Below are 23,957 nucleotides of genomic sequence, written 5' to 3'. Positions count from 1 at the left end.
ACTGCTTTGCGAAGCGGACCCGCTATACTAACGCTCTTCCATCGGTGGATGAATACCGTTCGTTTTTACAGAGATTCTGATTCATGAGCTGCGCACTCCTTTCTCGTCCTCACCTTTTTTCCACGCTCTTTGCACTCCTCTCTTGTTTGCCCAACCTGGTGGTCGCTCAAGAAATCGAGGAAGCCAAGGAAACTGCGGCAAAAGCAGAAACGGCCGAGCCCAAATACCCACTGAATGTGGTGGCGGACGCGAGCGATCTGTACGTGGTGGATCTTGATTTGCCGGGGGTTTGGAAGATTAGCGACGGCGAACGCAGCTTGTTCGTGCGAGGATCCAATCTGCTGCGTCAACCGATGAACCGTCCACGTTGCATCGCGATGCATCCCGAATCCGGCATCCTGGTAGGCGATTCGGCGACGCGCGAGGTCTATCGCATTGCGGAAAAAGATGCGGAACCCAAGCCGCTGTGCAACGCCCGCGTGGGGATCGCGATGGCCCTTGCGGTCTCGCCCGACCAAAAGACGGTCTACGTCGGTGATGCCGAAAAACGGTCGGTGTTACGGTTCCCGATCCAAGGCGGCGACCCCGAGTTGGTAGTTCGCGTTAACGCACGTGGGCTAGCGTTTGATGCCGATGGAAAACTTTGGGCCGTCACTCCCGATGCCGAAGCGATTCATCGAATTGATGTCGACGAAAAGAAAAGCGAAGCCATCGTTACGGGGCGTCCGTTCCAATATCCCAATGGCCTCGTTTGGGCAGGGGACCATGGCTTCGTGACCGACGGCTACGGCAAGACCGTGTGGAAATTCACAGCGGATGGCAAGACCGAGACATGGCACGTTGGCGATCCGCTTGTCGGTCCCGTCGGAATTTCGCTGGGTGAAAAATCGCTTTATGTTGCCGATCCGAAACAGTTACAAGTCTACGAGTTCGATCTCGAAAGCAAGCAAGTCAAGCCACGGATGTAAGGCGAAACGGCGATGAAAAATTTAAAACTCGTACTGGGCTTGGTCGTCGCTTTGGCTTTGGTCATTGCAGTGGTCTATTTTGTTAGGCGATCCGGAGGTGAAGCTGCAGCGATAGCAGCATCAAGCCAAGCGAACGCTCGACTGCAAAAGACGCGAGACGCGCTGGCAGCCACCGAAAACTTTGAATCGGTGGCTGCAGACGAAGATTGGACTGCGTTGTACGAGGAGTCACCTGAAGATGCATCCATCGCACTGAATCGGGCGTTAAATCGTGTGTTGCGAGTGGATGTGTTGACGGAAAAGGCCAACAACTCGCTATTGGATGCGTCAGAAAAACAGGCCGCTCGCAGCGAATTGCCGCAAGCGATCGATGTGGCACGGAAATCGATCCAGGATTTCGCAGCCGTTGGCGACAACCCGGTGATCGCGGTGTGGCTGGAAAGCCGCGTCGATTTACACGAAGCTTCGCTGTTGCCTGCGACGATGACTCGCACATTGCGAAAGGAAATCTTTGACCGGCTTGTTGCCGCGATCGAGGGCGATTTGGGGAAACGTCCCGAGTCGATCATTTTGGGCGGGCCGCTCACTCAGGTCTTGGACGAATTGGAGGACCCGATCGATGGTTTGCCCAACGATGTAGGCAAAAAGGCTGCCAGGGCACTTGCGATTCTGTCCAATCAAAACGAAGACAACCTCTTCATTGCCTTGCGGGCAGCCAAGTTAAACCTTGCGATCCAATCTGCCGATGCGGCCGACGCGGTATCGCGAACGCTTCGTCTGGCACGCTCGATTGAACCTTCGCTGCGACGCCAAACCGAACCGATTGGTTTAACCCCCGACGAGTTGGTGGCCCAGATCCTTGATGCGATTAAGACATCCGACTGGAACACTGCAGAGAACCAGATGCTGCTGTGGTTCAACGTGCTCAACAGTACCGAGCTGGTGAAAACCGATCGACGTCGTGCCGCACCGCATCCGCTGGATCGATTGAGTTTTGATTCGCTGCGACGTGTCGCCGCTGAAATCGCCGCCCAGTCGCCAGCAAAACTTGACCCGGCGCCGCTGCAATTCAACAGCAACGTGATTCTCGATTCAGCCGAGATCACGGCGGTGATGCCGGTCGATTTCGATTTGGATCTTGCTCCCGATATTGCCGCCGCATCGTCCATGGGAACGTTGACGCTGATCAAAAACGATGCAGGAAAATGGAGTCCGTTTGCGTCGCTCGAGTTGGGGATGCCTGTCGCCGGATTGCTGGCAGCTGATTTGTTCATGGTCGACAGCAGCGATCCGAGTCGGATTCAAGTGAGCCAGACAAGCGGTTCCAGCGAAGCGGGAAACCAAGTCGTTTCGGGAGCTCGGCACAACACAGTGGTGACACTGGTCGCCTTTGGTAGCGATGGTGTCAAGTTGGTTGCCATCGATGGACGAGCGGACGCCGCGGAAGACGATCGTTTGAAAATCGTTGACAAAGCAACGGGTCTCGAAGAGATCAGCGAAGTCACGGCCGCAATCGCAGGCGATTTGGAAGGCGACGGCGATTTGGATCTGATGCTGGCGACTAAGAACCAGGGGCTGCGTGTGTTCGTCAATCGAGGCAATCGGACTTTCTTCGAAGCGGCCGCTACCGACACGGCAACCTCGCTATCGAAAACGACCAATATCATTGCCATGGAAATGGTGGATATTGACCGCGATCTTGATTTGGACGTGGTGACTCTCGACGACGCTGGCCAAGTCGGCTTGGTCGAAAACTTGCTGCATCTGCAGTTTCGTTACCGTGAACTAGCGGAGATCCCAAAGATCACCGCGGCTCACTCAATCGCGATCGACGACGTGGATGGCAATGTTTCGTGGGATGTCGTCGTGGGCGCTGCCGACGCGACTACGATCACGTATTCCCAAACCGCCGCTGCAGGCATTTGGACCGTGGACCATGTACAGACGACCAAGCAAACAGGCGATGCGATGCTGGTTGGCGACTTTAACAACGACATTCTGGCCGACGTGTTGCGGTCGAGCGAATCATCCGCATCCGCGTATCGACTAGGAACGGCCTCCGATTCGCCCCTGCAAGAAATCGGAACGTCGCTGGGCAAAACCTCGCTTTGCATTGCCGATTTCAACGCCGACGGATTGCTGGACGTCGTGGGAGTCCATGATGGGAACGCTCTGGTTTCGCTTAATCAAACCGCATCCGCCGGACATTATCTGGACGTCCGCTTTCGCGGGATCGACGATAACAACGCTAGCAGTGGGCGTGTGAATCACTACGCAATCGGTTCGGTCGTCGAACTGCGATTTGGCCCGCATTACCGTGCGGAAGTAATCCGCTCGCCCGTCACCCATTTTGGTCTCGGCTCGTTTGCAGGCTCGGCTTCGCTGCGAGTGATTTTCCCGAATGGATTAACGCAGACGATCCGTGACCCCAAAATTGACGCTTTGGTCGAAGAAGAGCAGACACTCAAAGGGTCGTGCCCCTATCTGTACGCATGGGACGGGCAACAGTATGCATTTGTGACCGATTGTTTGTGGGCCGCACCGCTGGGGCTGCAAGTCGCCGATGGCGTCGTTGCAAAAGATCGCCCCTGGGAATATCTGAAGGTCGATGGCGATCATGTCCGCGAGCGGGATGGCAAATACGAACTACGGATCAGCGAAGAACTCTGGGAAGTTGCCTACTTTGACCATGTCTCGTTGGTGGCGGTCGATCATCCGGAAGCGATCGATATTTGGACCAATGAGAAAGTGGGGCCTGCCGAGATTGCGACACCGACGATTTATGCGTTCGACGATCAAAATGTGACGAAACTGAAACACGCGGTGGACACCCACGGTCGCGACGTCAGCGAAAAACTCACCAAGATCGACCAGGACTATGTGCAAGGGTTTGATCGACGATTGCGACAAGGATTGTGCGAGCCCCACTGGATCGACGTTGATTTTGGCTCCGACTTTTTACCGAAAGACTCGGGATCGAGCGAATCGATCTACTTGGTTTTGACCGGCTGGATCTTGCCGACTGACACATCGCTCAATATCCAAATCGACCAGAACCCCGAATTGCAACCGATCGAGTTTCCTTCGCTGTGGGTTCCGGACTCGGAAGAGACGAGTGGATGGCGGAAAGCGATTCCGTTTGTTGGCTTCCCCGGCGGCAAAACAAAGACGATCGTGGTGGATGTGACCGACGCGATCAACCGCGAGGATCCCCGGATGCGGGTTCGCACTTCGGCCCAGATCTACTGGGACGCGGCAGAGGTGGCGGTCCAGTCCGAGCCGGCGGCCTTTCAGACGCATTCGCTAACGCTGATCGACGCGAAACTCAATTACCGCGGATTCTCGAAACGGATCAAGGAATCGCCGCAGGCTCCGGAAACGTACGACTACGATCAAAGTAGCGTGTCGCCCAAATGGCCACCCTTGACGGGTCATTTTACGCAGTACGGCGATTGTGCCGGATTGCTAGCGGACTGGGATGACGCGATGGTGGTGATGGGCAGCGGCGACGAGATGGCGTTGCAGTTCAGCGTTCCGGCCGACGCCCCGCCGCCGGGCTGGAAACGCGACTTTGTCCTGCACTGTGTTGGCTGGGATAAAGACGCCGATCTGAACACGCTAAGTGGGCAAAGTGCGGGGCCGTTGCCGTTTAAGCAAATGAGTACCTATCCCCCCACGCGGCAGCAATCGGAACTGACCGACCAGACCGATCGTTTGAACTCCCCGCATCTCAATCGAGTACACGATTTCCGGGCGTTTTGGAGCCGTCCGTAGCCAGGTTGGGGCAGCCTGCGGCACCGTTTCCGCCCTCCCTAAATGCGGGATCAAAGCCCCGATGAAGCACGCAAGGCGTTTCTGAGGGGAGCGACCACTACGGCAACTCACGATTCTTTGCTATTCTTTGCGGCAATTTGCATGCGCTTGGTTTAGCAGCGTCTGGACGCAGCGATATTTCCCTCTGGATTCGCCGCCGCCGGATCGCCCGCTGCCCCGCGTGTCGGATTTCGAACCAACCTCCATCCCCCAACAATTCGGGAAAACTCCGTGCCTCGTCGAGACGATATCAAGAAAATCCTGCTTATTGGTAGTGGTCCGATCGTAATTGGGCAGGCTTGTGAATTTGATTATTCCGGTACACAAGCGTGTAAGGCTTTACGCGAAGAAGGTTACGAGGTCGTCCTGGTCAACAGTAACCCTGCGACGATCATGACCGATCCCGCGACGGCGGACTCGACCTACATCGAACCGTTGACGTGGCAGATGGTTGAAAAAATCATCGCCAAAGAACGCCCCGACGTCCTGCTGCCAACCCTCGGCGGACAAACCGGGTTGAACGTCGCGATGGACCTCGAAGCCAACGGCGTCTTGGAAAAATACGGCGTCGAGATGATTGGCGCCAACGCCAAGGTGATCGCCAAAGCAGAAGAGCGAGACCAGTTCAAAGAGGCGATGGAAAAGATCGGTTTGGACGTCTGTACCGGACGCACCGTTCATACCTTGCAAGAAGCTCGCGAGGCGCTCGCCGAGGTCGGTTTGCCCGCGGTCGTGCGGCCTAGCTTTACGATGGGCGGCTCGGGATCCGCGATCGCGTACAACCGCGACGAGTTTGATTCGCTTGTCCAAAACGGGCTCGACCAATCGCCTGTCACCGAAGTGTTGATCGAAGAATCGATTATCGGTTGGAAAGAATACGAGATGGAAGTCGTCCGCGACCGCGACGACAACTGCATCATCATTTGTAGCATCGAAAACTTTGATGCGATGGGCGTTCACACCGGCGACTCGATCACCGTTGCCCCAGCCCAAACATTGACCGACAAAGAATACCAACGGATGCGAGACGCTTCGTTGGCGGTTATTCGCGAAATCGGCGTCGAAACGGGCGGCAGTAATATCCAATTTGCGATCGAGCCGAAGACGGGACGTATGATCGTCATCGAGATGAATCCTCGCGTCAGCCGATCGAGTGCCTTGGCCAGTAAGGCCACCGGATATCCCATCGCAAAGATCGCCGCCAAATTGGCGGTTGGTTATTTGTTGTGGGAACTTCCCAATGACATTACCAAGAAGACCAAAGCCTGTTTCGAACCGACGATCGACTATGTCGTCACCAAGATGCCACGCTTTGCCTTCGAGAAATTCCCCGAAGCCGACGCAACCTTGACGACTCAGATGAAGAGTGTCGGTGAGACGATGGCGATCGGACGTACTTTCAAGGAATCGCTGCAAAAAGCGATGCGTGGCTTGGAAGTCGGCGCCTTCGGTTTGGGATGCGACAACAAAGACACTTGGGGCACCGAGAACCAGTCCGACAAAGACGAGATCGTTGCCAAATTAAGCACGCCGGGTGCCGAGCGAATTTTCTACATGCGGTACGCGATCAAAGCGGGCATGTCGATGGAAGAGATCTACTCGCTCACTCACATCGATCCTTGGTTCCTGGATCACATGTTCCAAATCGTTGAGGAAGAGGACCGGATACGTGCAATCGGATCGATCGACTCGATGACTCGCGATGATTTTTGGCAGGCCAAGCGGTTCGGATTCTCGGATCGGCAAATCGCCAAAATGACGTCCACCACGGAACTAAAAGTTCGTGCCAAGCGTTTGAGCCACGGCGTCAAACCGGTCTTCAAGAGCGTGGATACGTGTGCGGCTGAGTTCGAGGCCTACACCCCCTATTACTACAGTGCTTACGAGCACGAGGACGAGCTTCCGCCACGTTCGGGAGACAAGAAACGCGTCATCATTTTGGGCGGTGGCCCAAACCGAATCGGGCAAGGGATCGAGTTCGATTACTGTTGCTGTCACGCCAGTTTTGCGTTGCGTGAAATTGGTATCGAAAGTGTGATGGTCAACAGCAATCCGGAAACCGTCAGTACCGATTACGACACCTCGGACCTGCTGTTCTTTGAACCGTTGACGATTGAAGACGTGTTGAACATCTGTGACGAGATCAAACCGGACGGCGTGATCGCTCAGTTCGGTGGGCAAACGCCATTGAATCTCGCTCGCGGACTGAAAGAAGCCGGCGTACCGATTATCGGGACAAGCGTCGAAACGATCGAAGCGGCCGAAGACCGCGAGTTGTTCCAAAAACTGATCGAAGAACTTGGGCTTCGTCAGCCTCCGAGCGGCATCGCTCGCAACATGGACGAAGCGCGTCGTGAAGCGAAGAAGATTGGCTTCCCCGCACTAGTACGTCCTAGCTTTGTACTCGGCGGACGTGCGATGGAAATTTGCTACGACCAATCGCAGTTCGAACGGTACGTTGCCGAAGCGTTTATCGTGGCCGATGGGCAACCGGTCTTGATCGACCGTTTCCTCGAAGATGCCACCGAAGTGGATGTCGACGCCGTCGCCGATGGCACCGATTGCGTGATCATGGGGATCATGGAACACATCGAAGAAGCCGGTGTACACTCGGGTGACTCGGCTTGTGCGATTCCTCCATTCAGCTTGACCCAGCCGATCCTGGCGGAAATTCGCGAAACCACCAAGCGATTGGCGATGCGATTGAAAGTCATCGGTTTGATGAACATTCAATATGCGATCAAGATGGAAGACAACAAGCCGACGCTTTACATTCTCGAAGTCAACCCACGTGCGAGCCGAACCGTGCCGTTTGTGGCCAAGGCGACGGGCGTTCCGGTAGCCAATATTGCGACCAAGGTGATGGCTGGCATCTCGCTGAAAGAGCAAGGGGTGACTGAGGAGCCGATTCCGCGTCACGTGTCGATCAAAGAAAGCGTGTTCCCATTCCGCAAATTTAGCGGTGTCGATATCGTGCTCGGTCCCGAAATGCGAAGCACCGGCGAAGTGATGGGGATCAGCGAAAAGTTTTCGCTCGCGTTTGCGAAGAGCCAAATCGCAGCAGGCTCGGTGTTACCCGAGTCGGGCAAAATTTTCCTGAGCCTCGCGCCGCGGCACAAAGATTCGGTCGTGACCCTTGGTAAGAGCTTGTCCGAGCTTGGATTCGAGTTGCTAGCCACCAGCGGCACCGCTGCCAAGCTAGAGGCCGAGGGAGTCAGCGTGACTCGCGTCAAGAAGATCGCCGAAGGGCACCCGAACTTGATCGATCACTTGAAAAATGGCGACGTTCAGTTGATCATTAACACTCCGAGCGGCAAGGGAGCACGCACCGACGAAGGCAAAATTCGGGCTGCGGCGGTCCAATCCGGCGTGCCATGCATTACCACCGTGGCTGCGGCCGATGCCGCGATTCGAGCGATGACAGCGATGCGGGAAGGTTCGATGGAAGTCGAATCGCTGCAAACCCGTTACGCCCGGTCGCTGTAATCAAATCGAGGCCTGTTTTAGCCACGCGATGCGGTCTCCGCAAATTGGTTCGCCAATCTGCGAGACCGGTTCCACAATGAGTGATCCATGAGTGACGAGTCAGCCAATCCTAACGCATCGAATGATTCGGCCCGTTTGTACGATCCGGGCGAGCTTCGATTGCTCGTTGTCGACAACGAAGCCGCCCATGCGCGGGCAATGACCGAAAGCCTGGAAAAGGTCGGCTATAAGTGCGAAGTCGCAACCAGCGGTCCCGAGGCAGCGAAGCTTGTTGAACGCGAGACGTACGACATCATCATCACCGACATGGTGATGAACGACGTCGACGGCATGGAGATTTTGAAACTCGCACGCAAACAGTTGCCTGATTGCGAAATCGTGATGGTGACCGGTCATGCGACCGTTCCGATCGCGGTCGAAGCGATGCAAAAAGGGGCGTTCAACTTCCTGGAAAAGCCGATCACGCCGGCGCGGCTACGTGCAATTGTAGAAAAAGCCGCCGACGCAGTCTCACTGCGTCGACAAAACACCGAGCTGATGCAGCGGCTCGATGAACGATTCGGCTTTGAAGGGATCGTCTACACCAGCGACAAGATGAAAGGCGTCATCGATCGATTGCGGCGGATCGCCGTCACCGACGCAACCGTGTTGATCACGGGCGAAAGCGGAACGGGCAAAGAGATGATTGCCCAAGCGATTCATCAAAACAGTCCCCGCCGCAACAAACGCATCGTGGCGCTGAATACTCGCGCGGTGTCCGAGAATCTGGTCGAAAGTGAACTGTTTGGTCATGTCAAAGGCTCGTTCACCGACGCCGTTGCCGATCGCGTCGGAGCGTTTCAATACGCCAACGGCGGGACGCTGTTTTTAGACGAAGTTGGCGACATGCCGATGAGCACGCAAATCAAACTGCTGCGAGTGCTCGAGGAAAGCCAGATCACTCGCGTGGGTGACAACAAATCGATCAAGGTCAACGTCCGCTTGATCTCCGCGACGAACCGACCACTGGAAGACATGATTGAAACGGGCGTGTTCCGCAACGATTTGTACTTTCGCTTAAAAGTCGTCACGGTGGAATTGCCCGCGCTGCGTGAACGCCGCGACGATGTGATCCCCTTGATGGATCATTTTCGCAAGATGTTTTTGCGGCGTCATGAAAAACCGACTGCCCACTTCACTCCCGCGGTGACCAAACGGTTCTTTGCCTACGATTGGCCCGGCAACATTCGCCAGCTTCGCAACTTTGTCGAAACGATGGTGGTGCTCGATACCGATGGTTCCTTGGACATCGACGACTTGCCACCGGAATTGGCCGACGAGGCCCCCGAGAGCGCCGAGCCTGTCGCACTGGTAGGTGGCGGTGAATCGAACTTGATCGGTCAACCACTTAGCACGGTCGAGCGGTGGGCGATCGAAGAGACGCTGAAATTGACCGGTGGGAATCGCGAAGAAGCCGCCAAAATATTGAAGATTGGGGCTCGCACCTTGTATCGCCGCCTCGACCAATACAAGAACGAAGAAGAAGGCGGCGAGGAAGAGCAAGACGAGTAGCCGGAATTAGCGTCGCAAGAATCAGCGTTGCGAAACTCGCCAAGAGTTTCGACGTCCAGCCCCCCTTCGAAAGTCTTGACGACTTCCGCTACTGAGACGCACGAAAGTCTTGACGACTTCCGCTACATGCCCGAAAGTCTTTGCGACTTTCGCTACGTCAGGGATGGATCAAGCCTACTCGGCTTCTTTGCGATGATAGTCATCGGGAACGTAGCGGCCGGGGCCATCGCTGCCGTAATGACGCTCGAGCGCGGCGTCGAACTCAGCTCGCTCTCGCACTCGGGCTAAATCTTGCCGCACCGCTTCGTGGTTCGGGTGACTTTGCGAGTATTTGATACAATGCTTTCGCATCAAAATTAACGCTCGCTCGGGCGTATACGTTCGCTCGCAAAGTTCAACATGTTCTTGAATCACGCGTGCTTGTTCGTGCAATGTCGGCGGCGGTGGCAATGCATCACCATTGGCGAGAGCCTGGGCCTGAGAAAAGATCCACGGATTGCCGATCGCACCACGCGCCACCGTGACTCCATCGATTCCGGTCTGCTGCAGCATTCGCATACAATCGGCGGCGGAGAACAAATCGCCGCTGCCGAGGATTTTCAGTCGGTCGCCAACGTACTGTTTCACGTCGGTCAAAAATTCCCAGCGACTCGGACCGTTGTACCGCTGTTTGACGGTGCGTCCGTGGACCGTAGCCGCTGCGAGCCCGGCGTCCATCGCGCCATCGAGAATCTCGAAAAACGAGTCTCGTGATTCGGCGGTATCGTCCATCCCACGTCGCATTTTGACAGTGACGGGAATATGATCGGGAACGATATCGCGAGTCCGCCGAAGGATTTCGATCGCGACTGATGGCTGCGACAAATGGAATCCGCCACGGCAACGGCCCAGCACTTTCTTGACGGGGCAGCCGAAGTTGACGTCGATGATGTCAAACCCAGCTTCGACCAACTTCATCGCACCGGCCGAGAACTGTTCCGGCTCGGCCCCCATCAATTGGCCACCCACCGGCGGTTCGTCGGGATCGATTTCGAGGAAGTGTTTTGTTTTTTGCCGTTTGCTCAGCGCGACCAAAAATTGATCCAGCATCACCTCACATACGGTATAGCTCGCCCCATGCCGGCGTGCGATCACCCGCATCGGCAAGTCGCTGTAGCCCGATAACGCCGCCTGAACGACGGGAAATCCAATCGAGACGTTTCCAATCGTGAGCGGTTGTGTTTGAAATGTGGTAGTCATAATGTCAAGGATTGCTGGACTTTGCCCCGTTGATGCCCAATTCGATTGTGGCACATACTCAAAAAAGAGGCGTCATGTTAAATTCATACATCAAATTCAGTGCCTTTTTGCTGGCCATTCTTGTTCCTTCCTTCACGATAGCCAAAGCTCCGCCGACCATGAAAATTGAAACAAGCCGATTCGGAACAACGCCCTCGGGTGATGAAGTCACGCGTTTTACGTTGACCAATTCGCAAGGCAATTCGGTTTCGGTGATGAATTGGGGAGCCACACTGTTGGACGTGAATGTCCCCGATTCCAGGGGCAACGTCGCAAACGTCAACTGGGCATTTTCGGAGCTCGAGCCCTATTTGTCCGGCCATCCCTACTTTGGCAGCACCGTGGGCCGTTTCTGTAACCGCATCGGAAATGGAAAGTTTACGATCGACGGCAAAGATTACCAAGTCACCCTGAATCATGGAAAACACATGCTGCATGGTGGCAACAAGAACTTTACCTACCAATTTTGGCAGGGCGAAAGCTATCAAGACGATGATTCCGTCGGCGTTCGCTTTCATTTGACCAGCCCCGATGGCCAAGAAGGCTTTCCCGGCACCGTCAACGCCACCGTTGATTACAGCTGGAACGACCAAAACGAATTGAAAATTGCATTTTCCGCAACCACCGACGCTCCAACCCACATCAATTTAACCAACCACAGCTACTGGAACCTGAGGGGCACCGGCAGCGGCACCGCCCTGGATCACGTGGTCACGATCGAAGCCGATCAGGCGCTGGATGTCGATGAAGACTTGATCCCGACCGGAAAGCTAAACAGCTTGGATGGCAGCGTGCTCGATTTCCGCAAACCGACGGCGCTCGGCGATCGCATCGAAAAACTTCCCGCTACCAAAGGCTATGACCACTGCTATGTGGTTCGTGGCGAAGCAGGCACGCTAAGAAAGGCGGCGAAAGTGGTCGATCCCAAGTCGGGACGGGTACTGGAAATTGAAACCACTCAGCCTGGCATGCAGCTCTACACCGCCAATCACCTTCCCGGCAACGCGAATTCCGCAGGCGCCGGCGGTCACGACGCCTTTTGCTTAGAGACCCAGCATTACCCTGATGCACCGAATCACGAATCATTCCCCAGCACCCTGCTGCGGCCTGGCCAAACGTTAAACGAAGTGACCGTGCATCGGTTCAGCACACAGGACTAAACCCCGGAGTACGTTTTAATTCTGATCCCCGTTGATTCGGCGTAGCGGAAGTCGTCAAGACTTTCGGCTGGTCCAGTCGTTTGTCAGGCTCGTAGTTTGTCGGGCTCGTAGTTTGTCGGGGATGAAAGTTAGGGTTGGCCGTAGTGGACGAGGCAACGAGTCCTGCCACATGCCAGCTCAAGGGGACTCGTTGCCTCGTCCACTACCCGAAGATTCAATATTGCCAGGCCGCACGTGCAGTATTACCGCACCGTTTTACGGTAGCGAAACTCGCCAAGAGTTTCGGACCGTCCGGAAAAAACAACGAAAGTCTTCGCGACTTTCGCTACCTTTAAAGTCCCAAGCGTGCTTAGCTCTTGCCCAGTTCGCCGCGAGCATGGCGTGCGAGTGTTTCTTGGTACTTCTTCTTGCCCTCTTCGACACTCTTGCGAATCGCCTTGGTGCTCTCTTCGCTTTCGCGTCGCAACTCGGCAATCATCTCTAACGACTCGACTTGGAATCCGCTGATCGCGTCCACCAATTTCTGAACCGATTCGGGATCAATCGTGCTGCCGTAACCTGCCTTCAAAGCGGCTCGTTCGAGCTCGCGGCCTAGCGTGGCAACATCCTCGAGTCCCTTGTTCACCCCCGTCTTCATCGCTTCGGTAGCCTGAGTGACTTCGTGCAATCCGTGCTGGCTGGTGTAGACCGTGCCGAGGATCGTGAAGACATGTTCGTTGGTGGTAAAGAAGGTCACCGAACGACGGAATACGCGTTCCTTCACATCGTGCGTTTGCTTTAACTTGGTGATCAACGTTTCGCCGACGTCGTAACCGATTTCCAAGTTCTCGGCGATGTCCTTGAGCAGTTGATACGTTTCGTCTTCTTTTTCGTAACGATGACGCGACTCATCACGAGCAAGTTCCGCCTTGCTCTTGCCCCCTTCGTCGCTGCCGGCGTAGTTGTCGAGTGCTTCTTGTGCGGTCGACAGGTTGGCTTTGGCGGCATCGAGAATGGGAACCTGCATATCCAACAATTCGCGAGCCAGGATTTCGGCTTCCTTCAGTGCGAAACGGAAATCGATATAGGCGTCCATGATCAGTTCTTCGGTCTTCAGAGCTTCTTTGGTGTCCTTGGCCACGTCGCCGTAGATCTCGACAATTTTTTCAAAGCGATCACTCGGAGTTCCGCGGCGGAGCTTCATCCACCAATTGGACACCTTTTCGGTGCCGCTGATTTTGCCGTCGTCGAGTTGTCCGATCAATCGCTTGCTGTCCTCGCGAACCGAGTCGAACATTTGGGTGATCTCCATGTAGCGATTGCCGATTTGAATGCTTTCGACATTATCGCGTACAAGCGCGTTAAACGCACTCATGTGCTTGATCACCTCGGCGATCGCGATCACTTTGCCTTCGTCCAAGTGGCGAACATTTTCAAGCAACGAAATCAATTCTTGCGGTGCCTCATTCGCGCTGGCGCCGCCGAACTTTTTCAACACGTCTAACGCGCGATCGAGATACTCACGCATCGACTTGGAATCGCGTTCCCTTGCCACTTCGGCGGCCGAGCGAATCTCACTCTTTTGGGGTTCGGGTGCGGACGCTTGAGCTTGATCGGACATGCCGTAATTCTCCACGATTGATTGGCAATAGGATGCCGGTGTGATGAGTCTTTGCACTCATTAGATTAGGGGCAACAAGCCCGCATGGCAATCATACCAGGGGGCCAGAGAGTCGTGGTGCCGAGCGCCCTATTCGTCTGTTTTTATGGCCTGCATAGAATCCTGTTTGAATCCTGCTATCGCAACGTGCCGCCGCATTTATTCGGAAACTAAACGATTTTGCCTCACTCTCGCATTCAACACACTCTGCAAAAAGGAACGATTGCATAGAATAACCAAGCAACATGCCGCATCCCCTTTCACATTCTTGCCCGTTTCCCCGTTTCTTAGACCCCTCGTGTTATGCCCAACGCCAACGCACAGCAACAGGCACCGCGCAGTGCGCGTCCGCATTCGATGTCACAGATCGAGTTGCCTGGCCAGAACTTGACGCTCGAAGAAACATTGCGAGTGATGGATGTCGCTCGCGAGATGCGGGACCAGCGTGAGACCGCCGAAGTGATGTTTCGACATGATGATGTGCGGACGAACCTTCGCAAAAAATTAACACGTGCCGCTCAACTCTCAGGCGACAACGTCACCGAAGCCGAAATCGATGCGGCAATTGATCAATACTTGTCGACGCTGCACACCTATGAAGATCCTGAGTCGGGATTTAAAAGCTTTATCGCCCATTGTTGGGTGTGGCGAGATCGCATTATGTACGGCGCCGGCACGCTTGCTGCCGCGAGCGGTTTGCTGTGGTATTTCTTCGCTTGAGAATCGCGAATCGATTCTTCCGCATGTCAGTTGGATCTGCTTCATTTTTAGGTTTCAGTGCAAATGCCCATCTCCGGTCCCGCAGTTCATCGCCAATTGATTGACGCCTACGCCAATGCGCAAACGCGGCTCGAGCAAGAACGGCAGCGAATTTCGTCCAGCAAAGGGGAACGCGATAACCTCGAGGATCATCGTGGCGACGCCTTGGTCGAATTGGCCGAGCACTATTTGCCAGAACTAAGTCTTGAAGCAATCCGCGAAACATGGAGCGACGTCCGCTCGAGTGTTGCGGACGTGTTGATGCGTAAAGAAGATCATCGCCGCCGTGTGCGTGAATCGCTTGCCAATGCCAATCGAAACCGCGAGCAACTCGAAGCCGAGTTGATGACGATCAATGTCGAATTGGATGCTGCGACCGAAGCGGAGCAAGAAATCGCCGATCAAGTGGAACGGAGCCTGCGAGAATCGGATGAATTTGTTCGCCTTTCGGATCGAGCCGCCGTCGCTGAAGCAGCACTGGAACGTGCGGAAGCTAATTTGCAAGAGATCGACCAGGACGCCGCTCGCAAATTACCCGCTTATGACAGCAGTTCTTTGTTCCGCTATCTGTACGATGAGCGTTTCGGCACCGAGCAATATTCCAAGCGAGGCTTCACTCGCCGTGCGGACCGGTGGTTAGCCAAGTTCATTAACTATCAACAGGCGAGAAAGAGCTACGAGTTTCTAAAACAAACGCCCGAGAAAATGCGTGAGATCATTGCCGCCGACCGACAAGCGTTTGACACGGTAATGAACGAACTCGAACGGCATCGCGACGATGTTGCCAGGAAACTCGGTTTACAAACTAAAATTTCAGAGCGGCAACAGCTCGAAGCCAAACGGGAATCACAATTAAAGGTGCTCAATGAAGTGGTTGAAAACACCAATTCAATCGAGCGTGAATTGACGGAACTCGATGACACACGAGGGCCGTACTATCGCGAAGCCATTTCCATTTTCCGAGGGATGCTGGAAAAGACCGACAGCCGTGAACTGCGAGAGCGCGCCAGAGAGACCCCCGAGCTGACCGACGACCAAATCGTTGCCCGATTAGTGGGAGTTGAGTTGGAGATCGACGAGTTAGAAAAAACGGTAGAGACGCGGCGAGACAGTTTGGTCCATATGCAAGCGATGATGGACGCGTTAGGACAAGTGATTCAGCGATTTCGTGCGTTGCAATTCGATTCCTCTCGGTCGCAATTCGTCGGCACGCTTGATGTGCTGGACGATCTGTATCGGGCACGTGACGTCAATGATGTGAATGGTTTGTGGGAACGAATTCGGTCGGCACAGCGTTGGGGACCTACCACGACAGAGAAAATCACCAGTGTTGCGACGCATCCCATGACGCAAGTGTTGATCAACGCGATGGCGCATGCGGCCGGCGGTGCGATGCAAGCCCACGCGCGACGTGCCGGACAGCGTCGCGGCCGAAATCGAATGACGTGGGACGACGGAAGTTCCAGCAGCGGCAATCACCGCCGACGCTAGAACGGCATGCCACACAATGTGGAATTGGCTTCCAACCTGTCGTCACCCCGTAGCATAGACTTCCAGCCTGCTGTCTTCACACAGCGTAGCATTACAGCGTGTCGAGGATGCCATGAGACAGGCTTGACGACTTTCCCACTTTTCTTGCCGCCATCGGAGGACGTGGGGTGACACTGCTTCAGTCAAGATCCAACAGACCTTGACAAACCAAGTGCGTGTGCGTGACATGTTTGTTTTGAATGTGTGGCGAGATCACCGCGGCATCGCCACCACAAAGGATTACGACGGGCGGTTGATCCGTCTCGCTGAGTCGCTCGGAATAATGGGAAATCAATCGGTCGATTGACGCGGTTACACTCGTCAGCACTCCGAGCCGGATAGCCCCCACGGTGTTGCGTCCCGGGATCGAGACGACATCTGAATTCTGCCAATCGATCATCGGCAGCGCTGCGGTTCCCATCGTCAATGCATTGGTCTGAAGGGTTAATCCCGGCAGGATCGCTCCGCCCGCAAACGCACCTGCGGCATTCACCAGATCAACGGTCACGGCGCTGCCAGCATCAATCACAACCAACGGCGCGGCGTAACGATTGCGTGCTGCAAAGGCACTGAGCAATCGATCGATCCCCAATTGAGCGGGCGAATCGACATCAACCGGCATCGGCACATCGCGATAAGAAATTAGCCGCGATGTCGACTGGGGAAAGGATCGTTGGATCAGTTGACACAGCGGATCCGACGCACGCTGATTGACACTAGCGATTCGCCACTGCGAGGCTTCACTGACAACGTCATTGCGAGCCTGTTCGCGCACCCAATCGACAAGCGATTCGCACCATCGCGATCGATCCAACGCAAAGGATTGATGAATCCAATCGGGGTTTGCTGCGTCCGCAGCCTTTTTATCCGCAGCCAAATCATTGCTGCGGAGCGATAATTTCACCGCCGTGTTGCCCACATCGACCGCGATCACGCCGGCCGGCCGCTTCACGTCGCATCCTCCGACTTTGACTTGGCTTTTTCCTGCGAAGCTTCGAGGTCAAAGTCGGTCGCCTGGTTATCGTCGGACATTAATGCCGTCGGCCCTGCCAAATGAGGTGGCAAGCGTCGGCGAGGTTTTTCAGGTTCATCCGCTGGCGATTCGGTAACGGGGGCGTTCTTTTTTGCCTTGGCAGCCAACGCGGCTTCGCGGCGTTTTTGCACCCTCGCCATGATCTCGTTCTTGAGTTCCTCGAGCCCCTCGCCATTCAGAGCACTAATCATGTGGACATGTTTGCCCGTCACCTCGGCAAGCGTTTGGCGTAGTTCCTCGGCGCCTTCCATTTCCGATTTGCTGACGACGACGATCTCTTCACGTTCGGCTAGCGTCGCATCGTACTGAATCAACTCGGAACGAATCGCGTTGTAATTGTGAAGAGGATCCGTCTCGTCGGTAGGCGACGGTTCGACGAGATGGACCAACAGACCCGCTCGCTCGATGTGACGTAGAAATTCGTGACCAAGCCCGATGCCCTCACTCGCTCCTTCGATCAATCCCGGGATATCCGCCAATACAAATGACCGTTCAATTCCAATCTCGACAATACCAAGATTGGGGTGTTTGGTTGTGAACGGGTAATCCGCGATCTCGGGGCGGGCGCTCGTGATACGGCTCAGCAGCGTGCTTTTGCCGGCATTGGGCATCCCCACCAACCCGACGTCCGCGATGGATTTGAGCTCTAGGATCACATCGCGAGATTCGCCCAACTCGCCCATCGTTTTTTCATACGGGGCGCGATTGGTACTGGTTTTAAAGGACGCATTGCCACGTCCCCCTTTGCCGCCTCGAGCGACGACGAAATGATCACCTGGCTCGGCCAAGTCTTTGATGACAAATCCGTTTTCGGCATCGATCACGGTGGTTCCCGGAGGAACGAACAGCGTTTGATCTTGGCCTCGACGGCCGTTTCGCATCGAACCTTGCCCCGGTTGGCCTTTGGTGGCTCGATACATCCGCCGGTTTGCGAACGCGGCGAGCGAGTTGACTCCGTCGCGGGCTTCCAGAATCAAACTGGCTCCATCCCCCCCGTCGCCACCGTCAGGGCCACCGCGTGGAACGAATTTCTCTCGGCGGAAACTCATACAGCCATCACCACCTTTGCCGGCGTGAAGCTCGATTCGAACGCGATCAACGAACATGTTGTGGGATTCTTACAGAACAGAAAACGGCTGACCCCAGTCATAATGAAGGCCAGCCGCGGTTGGATGGTGGAAACTAGCCGCGTTAGGATGCCAAGCGTGCTTCGGGATTCTGCGGTCAGCGTCGACGGACTTCCGCAGCGGGTGAAACTCGCTTTTAGTCGATAATGCAGCTAAAAAGCATCCTATCTGAAAATCCAGCGATAGTCGAGTCGCTCGTCCAGCCCGTAGTGCTCTAACACGTACTTCTGTTCCTTCGCTTTCTCGTAAGCAGGAACGCCAAACCGAATCGTGTCGAGATTCTGAGCGATCGCGTCGCCGGGGCGATAGAAGTTCAGCTGCAGTGCCTTTTTACGGTACGGCGCGTCAGCCCCCTCGCCATCTTGCTGAAACGCGTTGGTCAAACCGAAAACGTCGACGGAAAAGAAGTCCAGCTTCGGATCGACATCCTCCCACGTCGCCACACCCCAAACGCCAGGTGCCGCCGGATCGCTGGTTCGCGGAACATTGACGCGTGAAATTTCGACGGTGTTGTACAGCGGAGCTGTGATTTGTTCGCGGATCGCAATCTTCTCTTTCGCCGTCGGCAAAATTCGATCCATGTACCGTTTGCCCGTGATCCGGTTGTTCAGCACCAACATGGGAAAGACGCGGCGTGATTCGTAGCTGACCGATTCAATCCGCTCGTAAACATCCTTGCCACCAATTTCATCTGCCGCCGGACGCAAATCGCCACCGAGATAACGAACGCGAAAGACCATGTACCACACCAATTTGCGCTGTAAACGTCCATCCGCTCGCGGTACATCGGTCAAGATTTGGCGAAGCGGTTTGAAGGCAAATTCGAAGCAATAAATCTCACGCCGCAAAAACACCTGCTGAGCCATTTCGGCCAACATCCGGCTTCGTGGGTCAAAGTGAGGTGTCCCATCGGGATGCGAATCGCCGCCCCACAAAATTTCGGGGTGCCCGTCGAGCAAGGTCTGCAGCGTCAACGGTCCGTCGAACGTTTCCACCGGATCCGGAGCGGGCGGGATCACGGTGACCACGCCCGGAGCGAACTTGGTTTGCTCGGTCGACGAAGGATCTTTCACAGCATCGTCGGCTTCCTTCGCCGCCTCTTGAGCGAACGAATTGCTGAAAAAGGCGAGGCAAAGCCCTGAGGATAAAATGGCTCGGCGAGAAAACATATTCATACCATCGGTGTGGTGAGGAATTTTTACGGCAATAAAATTTCAGACCCGGCCCCTGGGAGAGCGGGCACTGTCAGCCCCGGCACAATCAGCCCCGGCACAATCAGCCCCGGCACAATCAGCCCCGGCACGATCAGTCCGGCACAGCGGACGGCGATCAACGCACATCGCTTGCCGAGGGAACCGGTTTGTCGCCATCGCGACGGGTTTGGATCTTCGACTGGGTTGCGATTTCAACATGCTCTTCGGCAGCACCGCTTGGATCACGGAACCGCAACGTCTCGCTCAATTGTACATGCGAGCTGGCAAAAGCGTCGACGGAATCGCCTTCCATCGTAAACGTCGCCAATACACGGCGGCCCGTATCGTCGGAAAAATGCTGGATAATCCAGCGGATTGGAACCTCTTGAACCGCGCCACGGGCGATCACCGTCAACACGCGGAGCCCCTCGTCGCTGACCGTTTCATTGGCGAGTTCCAACTGCACCAACTGCTCGCCAAGTGTCTTTTTGATGTCCTGCTGCAGCGCTTCCATCGTCCACTGCTTGCCTTCTTCGAGTTTCGAAAGGCGGCGGAAATCGCACTGCGCGATGCTGCGATCGTTCTCGATCATTCGCATCATCGCGACGCCGCGGGCATCCGTCATCATCCGCCAACGACGATCCATCCGGGTGGCAATCCCCACTTGGTCGCTCTGCAAATCCACCAACAAATGCGTGGGATCCACCGCCGCGGTAATGTCCACGGGCAACGGCTTCGCTGGCATTTTGATCGTTTTGGCGAGCGGTTGCCGTACCATCTTGATCGTCGCCGCGACATCAAATCCGGGAACCGCAATCCCGATTTCGCGTGTCTCGTGAACCGCCATCGCAAACCAAGTCGTCACGCCCGCCTTGCGATCGAACGTCAATTTGCCCACCACACGAATTTTGGTGGGGACGCCTTCGACACTGCCGTCCACGTTGCCGCGAACTTGAATGCGGGCATCGGTCGAGGTCACCGAGACCACTTCGGCCTTCACTTCGCTCTGCTCGACCGACGTCAAGTTCAACAGATAACGCATCGGTTCGGAATCGATGATGTATTGGTCTCCGACAACAACCGCATCTTCCGGCAGCATGCCGTCGACAGCAACGCTTGAAACCGGCACTCGCAACAAACCGAGTTCGTCGTTCGTCAACGATTCAGTCGTCGAGTACAGAACCTCCGGCAGCGTGTCCCGACGCAACATCGTGTGGGCAACAGCCGAACGCAGTTTCGAGTGGCGTTTTAGACCGTTGAGCTCATTGATGCTCTCGGCTTCGTGATACAAACGCTCGGTCGCGGTGACAAACGAACCGGTCTGCGCATCGTCGGGCAACCGATAGCGTTCTTCGTAGTCAAATACCGCTTCGCTTTTCAGTGGCACCACCATCGCTTTTTTGCGAGACACCAACGAGTTGGCGGGAACATTGACATTCCCTTCAACATCAAGCTCCATACGGACACGGAACAATTGCGAATTTGAATTGACCGCAAGCGTCACAGGCTCGCTGATTTCCTGCCCTACTTTTGTCGACGAGGGTTCCTCTGCATGGGCAAGCGCGACCGAGAGCGCACTGGCTGATACCGCGGTGCCTGCGACCAGGACCGAGGCCATTCCTAAGAACTTTCGCCGACTTGCGGTGTTTTCGCGGGTCAGGGTGTTCGAAAGAATTTGGCGTGACATATCCAACCTACTTCAGTATCCAGAGTTAATAAGATCTCCGGCAAACCATCGATGCCATGTCGAACAACGGTTCCGGAACCCGCGCTGCGTAGCGCCCACCTTGCCTCTGTTTGATCGACCATCCCCAGGGGTACAGCTAAGAAAAAACCGGCACAATCCTCAGAAACGGCGCCACGCTGCTAACCGCGAGCCGTCCCCCTTGGTCGCAGCAAATGAGGTCAAGTCTGTCGACAGAGATGTCGTTCGTCGCGTTTTACTGGATGCCCCGAGCTACCCAAGGCCCCGAATTACCCCTCGCAATAAACTCTCGTGCGCGGCGTTCGGCTACCTTCATCCAATCAAACTGACACCGAACCTCCAGCGGCAATAACCACAATCTCTGGAAACGGGTCGACAACAGCCAACCCCCTCTATAGGATTAGTCGACGCGGCAGAGCGAAGAACCGTGTCGCGTAATGAGACGAGGTGCTCCCAGACGGGACGGAATTTGCAAACATTTCGAAAATTTTACAATTGAGCTGGACTATTGGCGGACATTGACCAAGAACGGGTATTCAGCTGGAGAGACGCTAAAGCGTTGCAGGGCAACACGTTTCGGTATTTCTCCGAAAATTTCTGACCGAATTGGTTCGTTTTGGCCCCAAATTTCCTGTACCTCTGCGTTGGTCAGTTAGCCGGTAGTTAGTTTTCGGTGCGAAGGCACAAGCCAAGCGGATTTCGCGAGAAATTGCCTAATCCTTAGAAAAAAGTGAACATCCGCCGGATTTAATTGGTCAAAAGTGGAAACGTAGTGTGCGTTTTTCGCGTACTATGAGTGAATGCCAATGGCAAGGAGTCGTTGGTGGTTTCGCAAAGTGAAGTGAGAGATGGAAAGTTTTTTTCCAACTGCATTTTTCGGAAGCGAAACAAACAGTATCTTGCCCTACGGATAGGGTGATACCCGGGCAACACCGGTACGAAGTCGAGCGATCCGCCGGGGTCGCAGGGAAGTCAATCGACATCACGTACCATAGCACTGGGAAGGGAATGGCGATGCACGAAGAATATCGCGACGCAAAAATTCAGGAACTCCGTGATCAGCTAACTCGATTTGCCCCCAAGGCAAAGAAGGTCGAGCAAGCTGCTCTTGCAGAAAAACTCTGCAGCGAGATCGAGCCGAATCGGCCGTACTCGTTTGATTACCTCTGTTTCCGCATCACGAACTATCGTCCCGAAAAGCCAAGTCGACATAACGTCGAAGCGGCCGATCTGAAGCACGATCTTCATCTGTTGATCGAAGACCTCAGCGATTCGGCCGATGTGGCAGTCAATGAGTTCAGCGAACCGGTTCACACCGTCGATGACCTGAGCCGTTTGTTCAGTGTTTCCACCAAGACGATCAGCCGTTGGCGAGATGCTGGTTTGGTTAGCCGCCGGTTGTTGTTCGGCGGACGCAAACGCGTCGGATTCCTGCACAGCAGTGTGGAAGCCTTCATTTCCAAAAACCGCGAAAAAATTCGTCGCGGCGAACGTTTCAGCCAACTCAGCGATGATGAGAAGAGCGAGATGGTCGAACGCGCCCGGCAATTGGTCGAAGGCGGAGCCAGTTTGTCGGACGTCACTCGGCAATTGTCTGAGCAAATGAATCGCAGTCCGGAAACGATCCGTTATACGCTGAAGAATTTTGATGCCGATCACCAACAACTGGCGATCTTCCCCAACCATCGTGCGACGTTGACCGACGACGACAAACGAGCCATTTTCAAACTGGCGACGCAAGGAGCGTCGGTGTCGCAGTTGTGCAAACGATTCAAGCGGACACGTTCAAGTATCCAACGCATCTTGTTGGATATGCGAATGCAACACGTGATGGAGTTGCCGTTGGACTATATGTACAACGAAGACTTTGACGCTCCGGCACGGATTCTCGAAGCCCGCGAAGCGGAAATCTTGGCGCCGCTGCCCGAAGCCACCACGCCGCCACGCAAAGTCCGCGTGCCGAGCGGATTGCCAAGCTACTTGGCCGCTCTGTATGACGTGCCGCTATTGAATCGTGAACAAGAATACCACTTGTTCCGCAAAATGAATTACTTGAAGCACAAGGCGAGTCGGTTGCGAGATAGTCTCGAGACCGCTGGGGCATCCCGTACCGCAGTGATGGACCAAATTGATTCGCTGTACGAAGAAGCGGTCAAAGTGAAGAACAAGATCGTGCAAAGCAATTTGCGTTTGGTCGTTTCGATCGCCAAGCGTCACGTCGCCAGCAGCGATGACTTCTTCGCCTTGATCAGCGACGGCAACATGTCGTTGATTCGCGCCGTGGAAAAGTTTGATTACTCGCGTGGCAATAAGTTCAGCACGTATGCTTCATGGGCAATCATGAAAAACTTTGCTCGCACGATTCCCAGCGAGTTCAAACATCGCGATCGATTCCGCACGACGACCGAAGAACTGTTCTTGTCGCGTCAGGACGATCGACTTGATCCGTACGCCGAAGAAACGGTGCAGCGTTCACGACAACGCGAGCTGTCAAAAATCTTGGACCGCTTGGATGAACGCGAACAAAAAATCATCACGGCTCGCTTCGGCCTCGGACGCGGCAACGAACCACTCACGCTAAAAGAGGTCGGCGACGAGATGGGCGTGACCAAAGAACGCATCCGCCAACTCGAAGTCCGAGCACTGATGAAATTGCGTGAAGCCGCGAACGAAGCGAAAATCGATGTCGAACTAGGCTCGTAAACGCTCGGCGAA

14 protein-coding genes are annotated in these 23,957 nt (G+C 55.1%); 8 read left to right on the top strand and 6 right to left on the bottom strand.

What is annotated here, in order from left to right; all coding sequences use genetic code 11:
* Positions 1–83 precede the first annotated feature (83 nt).
* The 4 genes from ABD971_RS32900 to ABD971_RS32885 all read left to right on the top strand — a co-directional run bounded on the left by ABD971_RS32900 (position 84) and on the right by ABD971_RS32885 (position 9,818).
* Entirely contained in the window at positions 84–968 is an 885-nt protein-coding gene (locus tag ABD971_RS32900; protein WP_345327910.1) for an SMP-30/gluconolactonase/LRE family protein, read from the top strand.
* Positions 969–980: 12 nt separating this feature from the next.
* Positions 981–4,742: a CRTAC1 family protein gene (locus ABD971_RS32895; protein WP_345327909.1), complete on the top strand. Its 3,762-nt coding sequence runs from the start codon at positions 981–983 to the stop codon at positions 4,740–4,742.
* 270 nt (positions 4,743–5,012) lie between these two features.
* Positions 5,013–8,267, top strand: a complete 3,255-nt coding sequence (gene carB / locus ABD971_RS32890; protein WP_339936079.1) for a carbamoyl-phosphate synthase large subunit — start codon at positions 5,013–5,015, stop codon at positions 8,265–8,267.
* 87 nt (positions 8,268–8,354) lie between these two features.
* The gene (locus tag ABD971_RS32885; RefSeq protein ID WP_339936078.1) at positions 8,355–9,818 is read left to right on the top strand and encodes a sigma-54-dependent transcriptional regulator; all 1,464 of its coding nucleotides are present in this window, start codon (positions 8,355–8,357) and stop codon (positions 9,816–9,818) included.
* A gap of 174 nt (positions 9,819–9,992) precedes the next feature.
* Here ABD971_RS32885 and ABD971_RS32880 read toward each other — a convergent pair whose 3' ends face one another.
* The gene (locus tag ABD971_RS32880; RefSeq protein ID WP_339936077.1) at positions 9,993–11,057 is read right to left on the bottom strand and encodes a tRNA dihydrouridine synthase; all 1,065 of its coding nucleotides are present in this window, start codon (positions 11,055–11,057) and stop codon (positions 9,993–9,995) included.
* Between the two features lie 74 nt (positions 11,058–11,131).
* Here ABD971_RS32880 and ABD971_RS32875 point away from each other — a divergent pair, with 74 nt between their 5' ends.
* The gene (locus ABD971_RS32875; RefSeq protein WP_486348658.1) at positions 11,132–12,256 is read left to right on the top strand and encodes an aldose epimerase family protein; all 1,125 of its coding nucleotides are present in this window, start codon (positions 11,132–11,134) and stop codon (positions 12,254–12,256) included.
* 349 nt (positions 12,257–12,605) lie between these two features.
* Here ABD971_RS32875 and ABD971_RS32870 read toward each other — a convergent pair whose 3' ends face one another.
* A complete protein-coding gene (locus ABD971_RS32870) occupies positions 12,606–13,856 on the bottom strand; it encodes a cell surface protein (protein ID WP_339936076.1) in 1,251 nt (416 codons plus the stop codon).
* Positions 13,857–14,198: 342 nt separating this feature from the next.
* Here ABD971_RS32870 and ABD971_RS32865 point away from each other — a divergent pair, with 342 nt between their 5' ends.
* Positions 14,199–14,615 carry a DUF6384 family protein gene (locus ABD971_RS32865; RefSeq protein ID WP_345327908.1) on the top strand — a complete coding sequence of 139 codons (417 nt, stop codon included), beginning with the start codon at positions 14,199–14,201 and terminating at the stop codon, positions 14,613–14,615.
* Between the two features lie 63 nt (positions 14,616–14,678).
* Positions 14,679–16,145 (top strand): coiled-coil domain-containing protein, encoded by a 1,467-nt coding sequence (locus ABD971_RS32860; RefSeq protein WP_345327907.1) that lies wholly within the window; start codon positions 14,679–14,681, stop codon positions 16,143–16,145.
* Between the two features lie 178 nt (positions 16,146–16,323).
* Here ABD971_RS32860 and ABD971_RS32855 read toward each other — a convergent pair whose 3' ends face one another.
* The 4 genes from ABD971_RS32855 to ABD971_RS32840 all read right to left on the bottom strand — a co-directional run bounded on the left by ABD971_RS32855 (position 16,324) and on the right by ABD971_RS32840 (position 21,224).
* Positions 16,324–17,136 carry a type III pantothenate kinase gene (locus tag ABD971_RS32855; protein WP_345327906.1) on the bottom strand — a complete coding sequence of 271 codons (813 nt, stop codon included), beginning with the start codon at positions 17,134–17,136 and terminating at the stop codon, positions 16,324–16,326.
* On the bottom strand, positions 17,133–18,323 hold the full coding sequence (gene obgE / locus ABD971_RS32850) for a GTPase ObgE (protein ID WP_339936072.1): 1,191 nt from the start codon (positions 18,321–18,323) through the stop codon (positions 17,133–17,135). The genes ABD971_RS32855 and obgE overlap by 4 nt, the downstream gene beginning before the upstream one ends.
* 185 nt (positions 18,324–18,508) lie before the next feature.
* Positions 18,509–19,519 carry a hypothetical protein gene (locus tag ABD971_RS32845; protein ID WP_339936071.1) on the bottom strand — a complete coding sequence of 337 codons (1,011 nt, stop codon included), beginning with the start codon at positions 19,517–19,519 and terminating at the stop codon, positions 18,509–18,511.
* A gap of 154 nt (positions 19,520–19,673) precedes the next feature.
* Positions 19,674–21,224, bottom strand: a complete 1,551-nt coding sequence (locus ABD971_RS32840) for a hypothetical protein (protein ID WP_339936069.1) — start codon at positions 21,222–21,224, stop codon at positions 19,674–19,676.
* 1,032 nt (positions 21,225–22,256) lie between these two features.
* On the opposite strand from ABD971_RS32840, the gene ABD971_RS32835 reads away from it, so the two are divergent.
* Positions 22,257–23,945, top strand: a complete 1,689-nt coding sequence (locus ABD971_RS32835; protein ID WP_339936068.1) for a sigma-70 family RNA polymerase sigma factor — start codon at positions 22,257–22,259, stop codon at positions 23,943–23,945.
* Positions 23,946–23,957 lie beyond the last annotated feature (12 nt).

Origin of the sequence: Novipirellula rosea, assembly GCF_039541335.1 — a bacterium.
In the GTDB taxonomy this organism is placed as follows: Bacteria; Planctomycetota; Planctomycetia; order Pirellulales; family Pirellulaceae; genus Novipirellula; species Novipirellula rosea.
Note: the sequence above shows the minus strand (reverse complement) of the source record. Positions and strands in the feature narration are given on the sequence as shown.

Excerpts from the sequence above, each read along its gene's own strand:
- ABD971_RS32900 (WP_345327910.1), top strand. The coding sequence starts at position 84 with ATGAGCTGCGCACTCCTTTCTCGTCCTCACCTTTTTTCCACGCTCTTT.
- ABD971_RS32895 (WP_345327909.1), top strand. The coding sequence starts at position 981 with ATGAAAAATTTAAAACTCGTACTGGGCTTGGTCGTCGCTTTGGCTTTG.
- ABD971_RS32870 (WP_339936076.1), bottom strand. The coding sequence starts at position 13,856 with ATGTCCGATCAAGCTCAAGCGTCCGCACCCGAACCCCAAAAGAGTGAG.
- ABD971_RS32885 (WP_339936078.1), top strand. The coding sequence starts at position 8,355 with ATGAGTGACGAGTCAGCCAATCCTAACGCATCGAATGATTCGGCCCGT.
- ABD971_RS32865 (WP_345327908.1), top strand. The coding sequence starts at position 14,199 with ATGCCCAACGCCAACGCACAGCAACAGGCACCGCGCAGTGCGCGTCCG.
- obgE (WP_339936072.1), bottom strand. The coding sequence starts at position 18,323 with ATGTTCGTTGATCGCGTTCGAATCGAGCTTCACGCCGGCAAAGGTGGT.
- ABD971_RS32835 (WP_339936068.1), top strand. The coding sequence starts at position 22,257 with ATGCACGAAGAATATCGCGACGCAAAAATTCAGGAACTCCGTGATCAG.
- ABD971_RS32840 (WP_339936069.1), bottom strand. The coding sequence starts at position 21,224 with ATGTCACGCCAAATTCTTTCGAACACCCTGACCCGCGAAAACACCGCA.
- ABD971_RS32880 (WP_339936077.1), bottom strand. The coding sequence starts at position 11,057 with ATGACTACCACATTTCAAACACAACCGCTCACGATTGGAAACGTCTCG.
- ABD971_RS32845 (WP_339936071.1), bottom strand. The coding sequence starts at position 19,519 with ATGAATATGTTTTCTCGCCGAGCCATTTTATCCTCAGGGCTTTGCCTC.
- ABD971_RS32860 (WP_345327907.1), top strand. The coding sequence starts at position 14,679 with ATGCCCATCTCCGGTCCCGCAGTTCATCGCCAATTGATTGACGCCTAC.
- ABD971_RS32875 (WP_486348658.1), top strand. The coding sequence starts at position 11,132 with ATGTTAAATTCATACATCAAATTCAGTGCCTTTTTGCTGGCCATTCTT.